At 38.4% G+C, this 13,541-nt stretch carries 16 protein-coding genes; all 16 read right to left on the bottom strand.

From position 1 onward, the window contains the following. Positions 1-495: 495 nt before the first annotated feature. The 16 genes from ACYQ2O_RS07155 to ACYQ2O_RS07080 all read right to left on the bottom strand — a co-directional run bounded on the left by ACYQ2O_RS07155 (position 496) and on the right by ACYQ2O_RS07080 (position 13,160). Positions 496-729, bottom strand: a complete 234-nt coding sequence (locus ACYQ2O_RS07155) for a heavy-metal-associated domain-containing protein (RefSeq protein WP_346025192.1) — start codon at positions 727-729, stop codon at positions 496-498. 95 nt (positions 730-824) lie between these two features. Continuing rightward, positions 825-2,672: a heavy metal translocating P-type ATPase gene (locus ACYQ2O_RS07150; protein ID WP_459796299.1), complete on the bottom strand. Its 1,848-nt coding sequence runs from the start codon at positions 2,670-2,672 to the stop codon at positions 825-827. A 51-nt stretch (positions 2,673-2,723) separates the two neighbouring features. Then, positions 2,724-3,026, bottom strand: coding sequence for an iron-sulfur cluster repair di-iron protein, ric (locus ACYQ2O_RS07145; RefSeq protein WP_346025190.1), 303 nt, complete (start codon positions 3,024-3,026; stop codon positions 2,724-2,726). A 165-nt stretch (positions 3,027-3,191) separates the two neighbouring features. Beyond that, positions 3,192-3,941, bottom strand: a complete 750-nt coding sequence (locus ACYQ2O_RS07140) for a Crp/Fnr family transcriptional regulator (RefSeq protein ID WP_346025189.1) — start codon at positions 3,939-3,941, stop codon at positions 3,192-3,194. Positions 3,942-4,051: 110 nt separating this feature from the next. After that, positions 4,052-4,183 carry a hypothetical protein gene (locus ACYQ2O_RS07135; RefSeq protein WP_346025188.1) on the bottom strand — a complete coding sequence of 44 codons (132 nt, stop codon included), beginning with the start codon at positions 4,181-4,183 and terminating at the stop codon, positions 4,052-4,054. 15 nt (positions 4,184-4,198) lie between these two features. Continuing rightward, positions 4,199-4,423 (bottom strand): helix-turn-helix domain-containing protein, encoded by a 225-nt coding sequence (locus ACYQ2O_RS07130; RefSeq protein WP_346025187.1) that lies wholly within the window; start codon positions 4,421-4,423, stop codon positions 4,199-4,201. 142 nt (positions 4,424-4,565) lie between these two features. Next, positions 4,566-6,128 (bottom strand): recombinase family protein, encoded by a 1,563-nt coding sequence (locus tag ACYQ2O_RS07125; RefSeq protein ID WP_346025186.1) that lies wholly within the window; start codon positions 6,126-6,128, stop codon positions 4,566-4,568. Between the two features lies 1 nt (position 6,129). Beyond that, the gene (locus tag ACYQ2O_RS07120; protein ID WP_346025185.1) at positions 6,130-6,546 is read right to left on the bottom strand and encodes a recombinase; all 417 of its coding nucleotides are present in this window, start codon (positions 6,544-6,546) and stop codon (positions 6,130-6,132) included. Further along, positions 6,547-8,112, bottom strand: coding sequence for a recombinase family protein (locus ACYQ2O_RS07115; RefSeq protein ID WP_346025184.1), 1,566 nt, complete (start codon positions 8,110-8,112; stop codon positions 6,547-6,549). It lies immediately after the preceding gene. Positions 8,113-8,173: 61 nt separating this feature from the next. Continuing rightward, entirely contained in the window at positions 8,174-8,389 is a 216-nt protein-coding gene (locus ACYQ2O_RS07110) for an SHOCT domain-containing protein (protein WP_026478190.1), read from the bottom strand. A 55-nt stretch (positions 8,390-8,444) separates the two neighbouring features. Further along, a complete protein-coding gene (locus ACYQ2O_RS07105) occupies positions 8,445-10,385 on the bottom strand; it encodes a DNA polymerase (protein ID WP_346025183.1) in 1,941 nt (646 codons plus the stop codon). Between the two features lie 70 nt (positions 10,386-10,455). Continuing rightward, entirely contained in the window at positions 10,456-11,007 is a 552-nt protein-coding gene (locus ACYQ2O_RS07100; protein WP_346025182.1) for a DUF2815 family protein, read from the bottom strand. A gap of 4 nt (positions 11,008-11,011) precedes the next feature. Further along, positions 11,012-12,148, bottom strand: coding sequence for a DUF2800 domain-containing protein (locus ACYQ2O_RS07095; RefSeq protein WP_346025181.1), 1,137 nt, complete (start codon positions 12,146-12,148; stop codon positions 11,012-11,014). After that, on the bottom strand, positions 12,141-12,458 hold the full coding sequence (locus tag ACYQ2O_RS07090) for an rRNA biogenesis protein rrp5 (RefSeq protein WP_428830629.1): 318 nt from the start codon (positions 12,456-12,458) through the stop codon (positions 12,141-12,143). The genes ACYQ2O_RS07095 and ACYQ2O_RS07090 overlap by 8 nt, the downstream gene beginning before the upstream one ends. Beyond that, on the bottom strand, positions 12,433-12,651 hold the full coding sequence (locus ACYQ2O_RS07085; protein ID WP_069980594.1) for a hypothetical protein: 219 nt from the start codon (positions 12,649-12,651) through the stop codon (positions 12,433-12,435). Before ACYQ2O_RS07085 ends, ACYQ2O_RS07090 begins: the two co-directional genes overlap by 26 nt. A gap of 272 nt (positions 12,652-12,923) precedes the next feature. After that, on the bottom strand, positions 12,924-13,160 hold the full coding sequence (locus ACYQ2O_RS07080) for a SymE family type I addiction module toxin (protein WP_346025179.1): 237 nt from the start codon (positions 13,158-13,160) through the stop codon (positions 12,924-12,926). Between the last annotated feature and the right edge of the window lie 381 nt (positions 13,161-13,541).

The following is a 13,541-nucleotide window of genomic DNA, read 5'->3' as shown; positions in this document are numbered from 1 at the left end:
TGGACAATATTGGAGAATATTCAACAGCTGGTTCTGTTGCATTAGCTACTCCAGAAGATCATATTAATTTTTTGACGATTGTAAGACCAAGGGGTCTTTATACTCTTTTTTCCATCTTTTTGTTTTCAATCTAATCGAGAAGGATATAAAGTGGCATGATAGACAGTTAATACTTAAAAATGTCTAAAAAAGCAGTGAGTTTAATAGAAATAGTTATCCACATTTAGAGGTATGAATAATTCAGGATTCACTATTTTCTAGTCAATAGCGTTACACTCTCGATGTGTTTTGAGACAAGTTCATAGCTGTCAAGAAATATTGGCTCAAATGCTTTTATCGAAAATTCCCTCTGTGGAAACATATCCACAGAGGGAATTCGTATGTGAGAACATATCAGTCAAAGTATGGATTTATTACATAGCTCCTCTAATACAGTTCTTAGGAAAAAATGCTTCCAAAACACTATCTCCCATACAAACTTAAGTGGTTCGTTACTTAAATATTTTTGACCTGGGATTTTAATACTTCATAACCTAATTTGTCGATAACATGTTCAATGTCTTTTATAGATACTTTTTCATCGTCAAATTCCACCCTCACCTTGCTTGAATTAAATAGTACTTTCAAACTCTCTTTACTTACCCCGTCCAAAGATTTCACACCATTCTCTATTTTTTGCATACAAGACGGACATGTTAATGTTTCTAATTGAATCATTGCTTTTTGCATTTTCTTCTCTCCTTTAGTTTATATCGATTTTATTATACTCGATTATTATCATCATTAAATTGATTTGCATCAACAGCTTAATTTGTTGTTTATTTTCATAGTTTGTAGCGTAGCAACCTCATGCCATTTAAAATGACCACTAATATGCTTGCTTCGTGTACTAACATTCCGATTGACATATTCATCCAGTCACTAAAAAATACGCTAGCTAGCAGGACTAATACAACTCCAACTGCAATAAAAATATTTTGTCGCATGTTATTAGCTGTCGCTTTTGTTAAACCTAGTGCATGTGGCAAGAGACTAAAATCTGAATTCATTAAAACAACATCTGACGTTTCTATGGCTACATCTGTTCCGCCTCCCATGGCAATTCCAATTTGTGCTAGAGCTAGTGAAGGACTATCATTTACTCCGTCCCCAACAAATGCAACAATTTGACCTCTTTCTTGCAGTACTTTAATATATGCTGATTTATCTTCCGGCAACATGTGCCCGCGGGCCTCTGTAAAACCTAGTTCACGCGACACTAAATCAACTGTTCCTTGATTATCACCTGAAAGAACGACTAGATTTTTAACACCAAGTTTTTTCAACTTCTGAAGATTTTCTTTTACACCTGGACGAATTTGATCACGAATCCCTAACAATACCTTTAATTCACCATCAACTGATGTTAAAACTAATGAATTTCCATTTCCCTCAAATCTAGCAATATCTGCGTGAACTTTCTCACTTAAATGTACATTTTCTTGCTTCATCAGTGCAACATTTCCGACCGCAACTCTATGGCCTTCTACATGTGCTACAATTCCTCCGCCTTTTACAACCTCTGTTTTTTCAACTCTAAATGGTTCTATATCTCCAATATATTCCACAACTGCTTTTGCTAATGGATGATCGGATTCCTTTTCAACACTTGACAGATAAGCGAATACGTCATCTACATTATCTGCATAAATTTCTTTATCAGCTACTCTAGGATTTCCTATTGTCAATGTTCCCGTTTTGTCAAATACCATGGTATCTAGTTTGCTAAAATCATTAATAACCTCGCTGCCTTTTAGAAGAACACCATGACGTGCTCCATTACCAATACCCGCAACATTTGAAACGGGAACACCGATTACTAATGCTCCTGGGCATCCTAAAACTAATATCGTAATTGCCAGTTGAATATCCCTTGAAATGAGCCATACAATAAAAGAGAGAACTAAAACAGCCGGTGTATAATATTTAGAGAATCTATCAATAAAGCGTTCTGCCTCTGATTTTGAATCCTGTGCTTCTTCCACTAACTCAATGATTTTACCAAAAGTAGTGTCTTCACCTACACGGTCAGCAGTGATTTGCAGTGTTCCATTTTCTAAAATTGTTCCCGCATATACTCCTGAATCTTTCTTTTTGCTTACTGGAACGGCTTCACCTGTAATACTTGCTTCATTAATGTGCCCTTCTCCTGTTAAAACTGTCCCGTCAACAGGAATTTTTGCACCCGTTTTAACAAGTAAAATATCACCTACATCAACCTCTTCTATTGCGACTTCTTCAAATTCACCATTTTTCAGTTGCTTTAGAGCAACTTCAGGCGCCATTTCAGTTAATTCTTTTATTGCAGAACGTGTTTTATTCAGTGTTCTTTGTTCTAGATAAGCTCCAAATAGAAATAAAAAGGTAACAATTGCTGACTCCTCATAATTTCTAATTAGAAACGCGCCAATGACTGCAATGGTCACTAACACATCAATACTGACTACTTTAACTCTGAGTGCTTGATACGCTTGGATGGCAATCGGTATAACTCCTAAAACAGAGGCAATTATTAGTGACCATATAGCTATAGGTTCGTTTTGAAATCCTAATTTACTAACATATGCAATTATTATTAAAATTGCACTTACTATTGTAATATGATTCTTTCTTCCTAAAATTAATTTTTGCATATGCATACTCCTTCCTATTATGATTTTTATTAATTGTATCACTTGTTTCTTTTATGATTCATATGCTTTATCTAATTCTGCCAACAGGTTATATACTGCTTCATAGCTTTCACAAACATCATCTGGAACTGTATAATTGTCTGTAATTTTACGTAACTTTGCAAATTCATCTACTAAATCAGGTTTTCCCCTTCCTGTATCTTTTAATTTTTTTGCAAGCTTATCATATACTTCACGAACTTGGTGAAATTCTGGATGATTGCCGCCATGAACTCTTGCTACAATTGGTACATACTGTGCTAATGTTTTTAAATGTGTTTCCTTGACTTGATTAAAATCTAATTTTTTCGACATGCTTTTTCCTTCTTTCTTTTTTCTTTGGGTTGATTACATTATATAAGGGATTAAAAGATATTAACTTGATCTACATCAAGTTTGTTCTTTTTACGCAGAAAAATAGAACAGTTAGTATTTTTAACTTAATGCCAACTGTTCTATTTTTTATTTTAAGATTATCTGCTATATCAGCAACAAACCATCTAAATCTAAAATCTCAATCTTTCTGTTTCTTTTTTGCTTTATATAACCTGCATCTTCAAAATCAGCCAACGTTCTACTGATCGTTTCTGGTGTCGTTCCTAAATAAGAGGCTAAATCCTTTTTACTCATCGGTAATTCAATTTCTATTGGACTAACTCCGCCATCTGTACACTCTCCAAGAAACAACGCTAATCTAGCCTCCACTTTCTCGGTGACAAATCTAGTTGTTTGTTTTTCTGATATTTCCAGTCGGTTAGAAAACTCAGCTAAGATCTTCAAAGATATCGTAGGGTACTTTAATAAAAATTCTTGTAAGTCATTTTTACTAATCATACATACATCGGTATCAATCATTGCTTCTGCATACGCTTCATGGATTGATTCACGAAACAGAGCTAATTCTCCTGTAAAATCTCCTGGATTTAAAATTCTCAATAATTGCTCTTTTCCAGACTCAGATAAACGGTAGATTCTAATTTTACCCTTACTTACAACATATAAGACATTAGATGTATCTCCTTCTCGATAAAGCACTTCACCTTTTTTATATGAAATGGACTTCATGACTTTCATTATTTCTTCCATCTGCGCTGCTTCAAGATGATTAAAGATTGGTACAACACAGATACATGAATTCTTTGAATTTGGCTCATGTCTGTGATGATGAATGTGTGAGGAAGTATTATGAGAATTTTTCCTGATATCTTGTTTGGAATCCTTCTTCGACATTCAGATACTCCTTTCATAACATATTTTGGGACTTGTTTATTTATTTCCAAGTATTCATGAGTCTAGTAAATGCAAGTGAATTCATGTGGAATTCTTATTAGATTATCGCCTTAGCCTAGACTTTCCATTGTGTTTTTTAGATGGCCTATTTCTTGCTTAAGTCCTCGGATGGCGGTCATTATTTCTTCTTTTGTTTTTCCTTTGAGATACTCTTCATAATAACTTTCCGGACTAATCATCATATTAGACCGCCTCCTTTATTCGTTAGATATTTTTATTTCATCTCCATCAGGTAAAATAAATGCCTGCACAAACTTGACACCTAGCACATCAGCGATGGCTTTCAACTCATCCAAGGTTACCGTTTCCCGCTTTAATTTCTTATTGAAATTCTGTGGAGTCTGTCCAATACGTCTAGCGAGTTCGGAAACGCTTATATTCATTTGCTCACACAGTTCTTTAATCATTTCTGCCGTAGTCATACAGCACCTCCAAGGTAACGCTAAGAATATTATAAACCATTTGGTCGATGAATACAATAGATTCAGCAATATTTCATGGTTGTATAACCCAAAGAAAACCCACAACTCTACTCTAGAGTCGTGGGCTATTGGAGTACATTTTTCATACTTTAATTTCAATGCCAGATTTAAAGCATATTACAAAGTGGTCATCATACACCGTAACATTTTGGATGATCTTCCTTACAAGTGTATCATCATATAATAAAGTCCGATATTTGTTGGTGCGGATAAATTCTATCAGTTCGTTGATCCGCTCATTCTCACCACTTAAGGATGCATCTTCCACAAGAAGGGTCTGACGCTTTTCACGTAACTCTTCAATCTCATCTGCAAGGGATTCAAAATCTTTTCCCTTATTAGCAAGGCTGATTAGTTCCTTCTGCTTTTCTTCAAGCAAGGTGTTAATCTCTAAAATCTTATATTCCGTGGTATCACCGATTATCGCATGTATATTCTCTTCCAGTATTCTTATCATGTTGTCACCACCGGCAAGCAATCTGTTAATGGCAGTCATTACTGCATCATATAATTCAGCTTCTTTTACCGTTCGGTTCTTACACACCTCAGGGCCTTGCTCAATTCTTGTAACGCATCGCCAAACAAATTCTTTTCTACCGTGAATATTCCAATAGACACGTCTGTAAATGTCCCCGCAATCTCCGCAGAAGGTTATGGTACTCAAAGCGTATTTACTGCTATAAATTCTTTTATTTTTGTCTGCACCTGTGTAAATATTACTTCTGCGATGTAGCTCTTCCTGAGCCTGTAAAAAAAGTTCCTTTGGTATGATAGCCTCATGGCTGTTTTCAACATAATACTGTGGGACATGGCCTTCATTCTTCACCCTTTTCTTTGTAAGAAAATCCACTGTGAAAGTCTTCTGCAAAAGGGCATCGCCGATGTATTTCTCGTTTAGAAGAATCTTCTTTATGGTTTCCGGTCTCCATCTTGGTTTACCTGCAGCTGTTAATATACCGTCTTTCTCTAGATCCCTGCCAATGCCTACTAGGCTTTTGCCCTCAAGGTACTCTCTGTAAATACGTTTAATGATTTCAGCCTCTTCTGGAACAATAATCAAGTTGCCTTCTTCATCTTTTGTGTATCCCATAAATCGATTGTGATTGACCTGCACCTTTCCTTGCTGGTAGCGATATTGAAGTCCGAGTTTAACGTTCTGCGAAAGGCTCTGGCTTTCTTGCTGTGCAAGAGAGGCCATAATGGTAAGTAGCACCTCGCCCTTGGCATCCATTGTGTTGATGTTCTCTTTTTCAAAATACACTGCTATGTTCTTTTCCTTGAGCTGTCTAATATACTTTAAGCAATCCAGCGTGTTGCGGGCAAATCGACTGATGGACTTTGTAATAACTAAATCGATGTTGCCCTCCATACACTCCTCAATCATACGGTTGAACTCTTCTCGTTTTTTAGTGTTAGTACCGGAAATGCCGTCATCTGCAAAGATGCCTGCAAACTCCCATTCAGTATTTTTCTTTATAAATTCCGTATAATGTGCAACCTGTACCTCATAGCTTAAATTCTGCTCTTCAGTTTCTGTAGAAACACGGCAATAGGCAGCGACACGCAGTTTCTTTATTTTTTCTTTTGCGGCTGTACTTCCAACTCTTTTTCGTGCCGGAATTACAGTTATATTTTTTCCTGCCATATTACACCTCGCTTTCTATGAGACTGTACAAATACTCCGCTCTGGTAACGGGATCAGCTGGAAGTTTACCTTCTGATTTTCTCATCTTGAATCGTTCTATAGGAGAGGGAGCAGTAAAAGCTGCAAGCTCTACAATCCTTCCTAAGTCCTTCGCACGTTTATTTCTAATCTCTTCAGCCTTATCAAATGTTTCTTTATCTATGATTGCTGGATATACGTCATTTCCGAGATAAAGGATATTTTTCAAAATACGCCCCATCACTGAATGCGTCTTTTCAATACCTGCCTGTTCACCAGCCACTGTAAGGGAAAGTCCTGAAATGTATTTTTCAAAGAACTCCTTTACTTGACCTGCTGCCTTCTCATCGACAGTTATGACTCCGTCTTTAACTGTATATCCGTATGGTACATATGCCATTTATCTCACCACCTTTTCTATAAGGGAAAGTCCACATTTCATTTTAAAGGTTAGTTCATCCCTTGAATTTACAATGATGTTTTCTACAAACTTTTCAAAAGCTTCATCTGTAAAATTGCCATCAAACTTATCTGCTGACACATAATCAAGAAGTGCCTTTACCTCGTCTGCCTGAGAAGAGCCACTTGTAAATGACATGACTAGGTTCGTCTTCTCAGCAGTAATATTTTTTATTTCTTTATCCAGAACATTTCGTTCCTTGTTAAAAAGAGCTGGTTCAAGAAACCCTTTAGTCATAAGACCAATCAGTGTATTGCGTTCTTCGGTTAATTGCTCCATGCGTTTATCTATAGCATCAATTCTTGCAAGATCGCATTCTTCATCAATCTTGTTTATAGAATCATAAAGTGGCTCCAGTATTAGCTTTTTGCTGAATGCGAGCTTATTCATCATGGTTGAGAATGTTACTTTTATCTCTCCATCACGCAAAAACAACATGGAGCAGCTGTCCTTGTCTTCAATATGTCCTTTGCAACTCCAAGCAATATAACTTCTGCCAACAGAGTAGTTTGTTCTTCTCTTGAATTTACTGCCGCACTCTCCACATAGGATTCTGCCACTTAGCACATACCTGTTTTGATAAGCTTTCTTGTTAGTAGTTTTGCTCATAGATTTTGCTCTTTGAGTTATCAGCTTTTGAGCCTTGGAAAATACTTCTCTGCTGATGATCGGTTCATGATGATCCTTGCAGTAAAACTGATCTTTCTCTCCATTGTTTATGTGTCGATTGAAGTTGCTATCCGTGTAGGTCTTTTGGAAAAGCACATCACCTTTGTATTTTTCGTTGCGGAGCATATCAATCACCGTACCCGAACTCCAATGATTGCCCCTTCTTGCAGGGATTTTGTCTCTATTTAGGCCTTTTGCGATAACACTTCCACCTTTCCCTGAAAGGCACTCTGCAAAAATACGTTTGATTATTTCAGCTTCTTCAGGAACAATAACCATCTCACCATTTATGTTTGCATAGCCATATGGCGGAGTGCCAATAATGTAACTGCCATTTTGAAATTTTTTACTGATTGACCATGTTGTGTTCTGTGAAATAGACGCGGACTCTTCAGCAGCAAAACCAGATAAAATAGAAAGCATTAATTCACTTTCCATATCACCTGTATTCAGATTTTCTTTCTCGAAATAAATATAAACACCGATATCCATTAGGTGCCTTACCAGTTCTAGGCAATCCGTGGTATTTCGTGCAAAACGACTGATGGATTTGGTGATAATAAAATCAATCCTATTACTTTCACAATCACGAATCATACGGAGAAGTTCAGGTCGTTTTTCCTTCTTGGTGCCTGATATGCCTTCGTCATAATAAAGTCCGGCAAACTCCCATTCTGGATTGGATTTAATATAGTTTTCATAGTGTTCCCGCTGAGCTTTAAGGCTTACCAGCTGGTCATCACTATCCGTTGAAACCCTTGCATAAGCGGCAACTCGAAGTTTGCTTTTTAATGACTGTGATTTGGGCAGTTCATCTATTTTCGTTATCTTTTTCATCATCTCACCTCACTTTCTGCTATTACATATATCACTCTAAAAGGCAATAATAGCAAGTGTTTCAGGGCATTATCTCGGCTAACTTCGGAGAGAATTTCTGGCGGTTTAATGCTGATATTTTGTGTAGTTCATCTTGCGTAATCTTGCCCTCTTTATAGAGCATGCCAACAATACTCTCAGCTATATAAAAGTCATATTCTTTCTGTAACTGTTCTTCTGACATCGGTTCTGTCTCACCCTTGATAGGAGAACCATCTTTCACTTCAATAATGTTCATAAAAAAACACCTCCTACCTGGTAGCCACGGCGGGAGGTTAAATCTGATGTTTTCTTTAATCTTTCTTATAAAAATCGCATTCATAGCCATCGGCATCAAGGAGCAGTCCCTTTGCCCAGGGAGGTACTCTGCCCATCTGCTTGCATACCATATCAAGTGACAGGCTTTGATCAGCCTCAATAATAACTTCATCGTGTACATGAGCCACAATGCTGCAAGTGCTAAGTGTCTGCATGGCATACATTAAAATATCACGGGAGATTGCTTGAACAATGTTTTCTACAAACTTGGGTCCATAACTTTCAAGCCGCTCCCATTTTTTTGTAGCACCAACTCCCTCATAAGTAACTGATTCACCTCCGAAGATATTTTCTCCAATACGAGGCTTTACATAGGCAAGCTTTCTGCCAGAAGGAAGAACAATAAACAGCATTCCACTCATGTAATGAAACTTGATATTTTGAACTTCTTGAGACTTTTTTTCCTTAATGCATTTCTTAACTTCTCTATCCACATCCCACCAGAATTTTACGATGTATGGATTGGCCTGCCTCCAGGCATTAACAAGGGGTTTTAGTTCTTCTTCTAAAATTCCCATCTCTAAGGCTCCCATAGCCTTTAAAGCACCCACTGATCCACCATAACCAAGTGCCAATTCTGCAATTTTACCTTTCTGCCTTAAATGAGCATTTACACCATGCTTTTCAACAGGGACTCTAAACATCTGTGATGCCGATGCACAATATATATCACCGCCATTTGCGAAAACTTCATTTCGCCACTGTTCACCCGCAAGCCAAGACAGCACACGAGCTTCAATAGCAGAAAAATCGGCAACAATAAACTTATTGTCTTCTTTTGGTACAAAGGCTGTGCGGATAAGTTGTGAGAGCGTGTCAGGTATATCCTCGTAGAGCATTTCAAGGGTTTCATGATCACCGCTCTTTACTATGCCTCGTGCCTCTTTTAAATCCGGCATATGGTTCTGAGGTAGATTTTGTAACTGCACAAGCCTTCCTGCAAAGCGACCGGTTCTGTTTGCACCATAAAATTGGAACATTCCTCTGGCACGTAAATCTGCACAAACAGCATTCTCCATTGCCGTATATTTCTTAACGGACGATTTTGCAAGCTGCTGACGGAGTTTAAGAACTTCAGACAAGTCATCCGGTGCATCCTTTAATAGTTCTGCCACAGCCTTTTTGCCAAGAGTGTCTGTCTCAAGACCATTTTCAGCGAGCCAACCTTTCATCTGCTGTACCGAGTTTGGGTTATCAAGTTCTGTTATTTCCTGCATCTGATTCATCAACTTAGTATGAGAAATCTCATCTGTAGCAATCGCCTGTTTTACAAAATCCATGTCTACCTTAATGCCGCGGTCATTGATTTCTTGGTCGAGAAGATATTCATCCCATATTTCATCTGGCACAGGAAACTTTATAAGTCTTTGCTGAATTAACATTTCTGTTTCAACATCACGCTTGTTATAGGCTACAAACTTCTGCCACTTTTCCATTTCATCACTTGGTAGATTACGAGTTCTACCGCCATTCGTTTTAGTAGGATTACAAGGTACAGAAAAATATCTGATAAGGTCTTTCCCTTCCGTAAGTTTTTGCTTTTCAAGCCCAAGAACGGCTCCCACACCTTCCAAAGAAAGGGGAAGTCCCATATAGGCTGACCACACCATTGAACATTTCCAAGATGAAGGGTTTAGATAAGATCCAAAAGGATATCCAAGGTAACGAGAAAGGCATACACGTTCAAACTGAGCGTTAAATGCCCACTTAGTGACATCTTCATCAGTTAAGGCATCCAGTATATCGCTAGGTATCTTTTCACCGGCCATTAAATCAATCACCTTAACTTCGCCACCATCAACAGAATAGCCAAACAAAATTATTTCAAAATCATCTGCCTCCACATAGCGATAAACTCCGCTCTTTTGTAAATTGATAGATGAGTAGGTTTCGATATCGATTTCAAGATTCTTCATTTCCTACCTCCATATCTAAAAAATAGGTGGCAGAGGAAGTACCTCCACCACCATCAATCGATCCTTTCTTTTAGGCAAGGAAGTCATCATCTGCAAGCGTTGAAAAATCATCTGCTGCAGACGTCTTTCCACCAAGTGGCTCTCCATCCTTAATTTTTTGAATATTACCCAAACCACAAGCAACACCCTTATTACCGTTTGAGTTGAAAGCGTAGAAGTTAAGTGAAACTCTACCATAGCAACCGCTGTACACTTCGCTGCGATCCATGATTGGCTTAACACTTTTATCTACAATCTGTGGAGCAGTTTTGCTATTGGCATTGATAAAATAATGCCCCTTATAAGCCTCGTCATCACGCTCTACATCTCCGTCACGCAGTGGCAGCTTAATTGCCGCTTTGTTCGGTTTCTTTCCACCAAATTTAGCGATGCCTTCATCAATGGCTGCATCCACTGCAGCATTTATAGCATTAATGGTTTCTGTATCGTCTTTGGGAATAAGCACAGATACGCTGTATTTTTCTGCGCCACCGTTGATGGATACTGGCTCCCATCCGTGAAAGTAAGAAAGCCTTGTGTTTACACCTGTAATAACTTTAGTTCTGTTTTCGATTTTACTCATAATATTAACCCTCCATAATTTCGTTAAATTCGTTTTTTGCATCAGCTACGTTCATCGCCGGTCTTTTATCCGAATTGGGGACAAGAGTCGGCTTGCCCGGTGGTTTATAAATGAGGTTTCCTAGAATTTCCTCAAATTTGGTTTTACCCATCAATTTTTGCATCTCTGTCATAGGGATGAGGCTCTTACGATAAATGTCCTTGTATCCGCTGATGACAGCTTTTTCTGCTACTGCATTTTCATCTTTATACTTTCGAACAGATCGACCTTCCACAACCTTAAAACCATGCCACTCTTTACCGTGATTGACTGCAGCGTCTGTCGCATAAGCAGTTATCTCATTCGCCCATTTGGTAAGGTCGGGAAGAATGGTTAGAACTTCTTCTATCTCACTATCTGTAAGTAACGGTGGCATCTTAAACTCCATCTGTGCTAGTTTCAGATTTTCATCAGCTCTAGCACGACATCTGCTGGATGCTCTGCAGAAAGTACACCACGGACCAGGCATATATTCACCTTCACCTTGATAGGCTTTTGCGGCTTTTGGTTTTAGTTCCTCTTCTGCCCAGGCTTTAAGCTCTTCTACCGGAACAGTCCATGTGCTGACATTTTCTCTTCGTGGTTGAAAAATGGTCATTGATATTTCTTTGATGTCGTATAGGCTGTCATAAATCTCTAAAGCGCCTAATGCATACAGTTTCATCTGTGGATTGTCCTCTGCATCCACTAGCACGCCCATACCATATTTGAAATCTACGATGTGAAGTCTATCATCTGAGATGATCACACAATCTCCTGTCCCAAAACCATCTGGAACATAACAAGAGAAGTCAAGACGTTGTTCAATAAGAACGATAGGATCTGTACAGGACTTTCTTGCAAGTTCTACCTGCTCCATGATGAAGTCAACGTAGGCATCGGTGCATTCTTCCATTTCATCTGAATCATACTCTGATGTAGGCCTCTTACTTCTGATTCGAAGTGCCTTTTTTAGCTTGTGTTCAGAGAGGGCATGGGCTGCTGTACCTTCTTTTGCTGCTTCTCCATTTGTGTTTTCAAACTCAAGCTCCAGCCTTGCAGACGGTAAACAATGAAGCCATCTGTGTGATGAAGATGCAGATAATATTGCATGATTACCCATTGCCAAGAACCTCCGCATCTTTCAAGATGTCAGCATAATAAGCCTTATCAACAGCACTTAACTTGTCAGCACCATACTTCCCGATGATGCCCCGCACTTCAGCGGTAAAGCCAAGCTGACTTTTTTCGGCAAGTACCATTCTCACTTTTTCCAGCGAAATATCCGGCTCATTTGCTTTTTCTGTCTTTGTGTTAGGTGCTTCTTTTGGATCAGAATCGCTATCTGCCATTGCCTCACAAACCGCTTGTATGCTACCAGCAAGACTTCGCATATCATTTACCACATCAAGCAGTAACTTTATTTTGCTCAAGGTCATTTCCTCCTTTCGTCATCTCACAGATAGAGAGTTCCTCGATGCTGTCTCCGGGGATTACAATCGTTACACGCTGTTTTCCCCCAAGAAGGAATCGAAGGATGCGCTCCCTCACGGAAAAGTTACGGTAAGTAACAATTCCACCTGTCTGTGGTTTCTTTGAAACACTAATTTTTAGATTGTGCTTCATTTCCATCACCTCTTTCTGAAGGGCGCTTTTATTTGTTGCCCTCTACCTGGTAGCCTCAGGAGATACATAAATCTGACGGTTTAATAAAAAAATGCCCAAGGAAGTTTTAAACCTCCAAGGGCATCATACTTAGTTAGGGATTTTTAGTTTTTGACCGGCATAGATAATCGTTGATTTCAAATTATTGAGTTTAACAATCTCTGTGTTTTCTTTTAAGGGGAATGCCTCCACATGTAAAAAGGCCGGGCATATTACCCAAGCCTCTCTTCACACTATTTTCGCTTCTTATTTCCTACTGATTTCTGTTGTACTATTTCTTCTTCAGGGGTAATGACTGATATCGTCAAATGTCTGTACCCTTCTTCCACTAAAACCTTTTCTCCTATCCTAAAGCCTAACTTCCCCAACCATTTGCCATGCAGTCTTATGGAGGGGGCTTCCTGATAAAGATAAGTAGATTGACCCGTTATCGATAAAATCCTAGACTCTTTTTCCTCTTTTCGATTCATAATACAAAACTCCTTTCAAAGATATTTTTGAAAGGAAATAAATAAGGCGCACTGCAGAATTGATTATAACCCTACACTGCGCCTTTTGTATCATTATCATTGTGTGTAATAACATAATAAAGTATAATACATACATGGTCGCTGTGACAGCATTATGCTGTCTGTGTTAGGTAGCTTGATTACTCAAGTTTTGCAGTTAAAAAATAGCCTTTGACCCTTGGTGTCATTGACTTGGTACCGATTATTATGCCGCTTTTGATATTTGATTCAGCTGATTTTCTTTTAAAAATGGCTTGAAGAGTTCCGGTAAACTATCAAAGATGGTATCTAACAAGTCTTGAACATGTTGTTCAGATAGTACTAACTCGTTCATTAATGTCT

The sequence above is a fragment of the Alkalibacterium sp. m-11 genome, from assembly GCF_054658155.1.
The sequence above is the reverse complement of the archived record's forward strand: the minus strand, read 5'-3'. Positions and strand labels throughout refer to the sequence as shown.

Bases quoted from the DNA above. Each gene is read 5' to 3' on its own strand.
- ACYQ2O_RS07120 (WP_346025185.1), bottom strand. From the start codon at position 6,546: ATGGCATATGTACCATACGGATATACAGTTAAAGACGGAGTCATAACT.
- ACYQ2O_RS07150 (WP_459796299.1), bottom strand. From the start codon at position 2,672: ATGCAAAAATTAATTTTAGGAAGAAAGAATCATATTACAATAGTAAGT.
- ACYQ2O_RS07135 (WP_346025188.1), bottom strand. From the start codon at position 4,183: ATGATGATTAGTCCGGAAAGTTATTATGAAGAGTATCTCAAAGGAAAA.
- ACYQ2O_RS07130 (WP_346025187.1), bottom strand. From the start codon at position 4,423: ATGACTACGGCAGAAATGATTAAAGAACTGTGTGAGCAAATGAATATA.
- ACYQ2O_RS07085 (WP_069980594.1), bottom strand. From the start codon at position 12,651: ATGAAGCACAATCTAAAAATTAGTGTTTCAAAGAAACCACAGACAGGT.
- ACYQ2O_RS07095 (WP_346025181.1), bottom strand. From the start codon at position 12,148: ATGGGTAATCATGCAATATTATCTGCATCTTCATCACACAGATGGCTT.
- ACYQ2O_RS07105 (WP_346025183.1), bottom strand. From the start codon at position 10,385: ATGAAGAATCTTGAAATCGATATCGAAACCTACTCATCTATCAATTTA.
- ACYQ2O_RS07155 (WP_346025192.1), bottom strand. From the start codon at position 729: ATGCAAAAAGCAATGATTCAATTAGAAACATTAACATGTCCGTCTTGT.
- ACYQ2O_RS07100 (WP_346025182.1), bottom strand. From the start codon at position 11,007: ATGAGTAAAATCGAAAACAGAACTAAAGTTATTACAGGTGTAAACACA.
- ACYQ2O_RS07125 (WP_346025186.1), bottom strand. From the start codon at position 6,128: ATGGCAGGAAAAAATATAACTGTAATTCCGGCACGAAAAAGAGTTGGA.
- ACYQ2O_RS07140 (WP_346025189.1), bottom strand. From the start codon at position 3,941: ATGTCGAAGAAGGATTCCAAACAAGATATCAGGAAAAATTCTCATAAT.
- ACYQ2O_RS07115 (WP_346025184.1), bottom strand. From the start codon at position 8,112: ATGAAAAAGATAACGAAAATAGATGAACTGCCCAAATCACAGTCATTA.
- ACYQ2O_RS07110 (WP_026478190.1), bottom strand. From the start codon at position 8,389: ATGAACATTATTGAAGTGAAAGATGGTTCTCCTATCAAGGGTGAGACA.
- ACYQ2O_RS07080 (WP_346025179.1), bottom strand. From the start codon at position 13,160: ATGAATCGAAAAGAGGAAAAAGAGTCTAGGATTTTATCGATAACGGGT.
- ACYQ2O_RS07145 (WP_346025190.1), bottom strand. From the start codon at position 3,026: ATGTCGAAAAAATTAGATTTTAATCAAGTCAAGGAAACACATTTAAAA.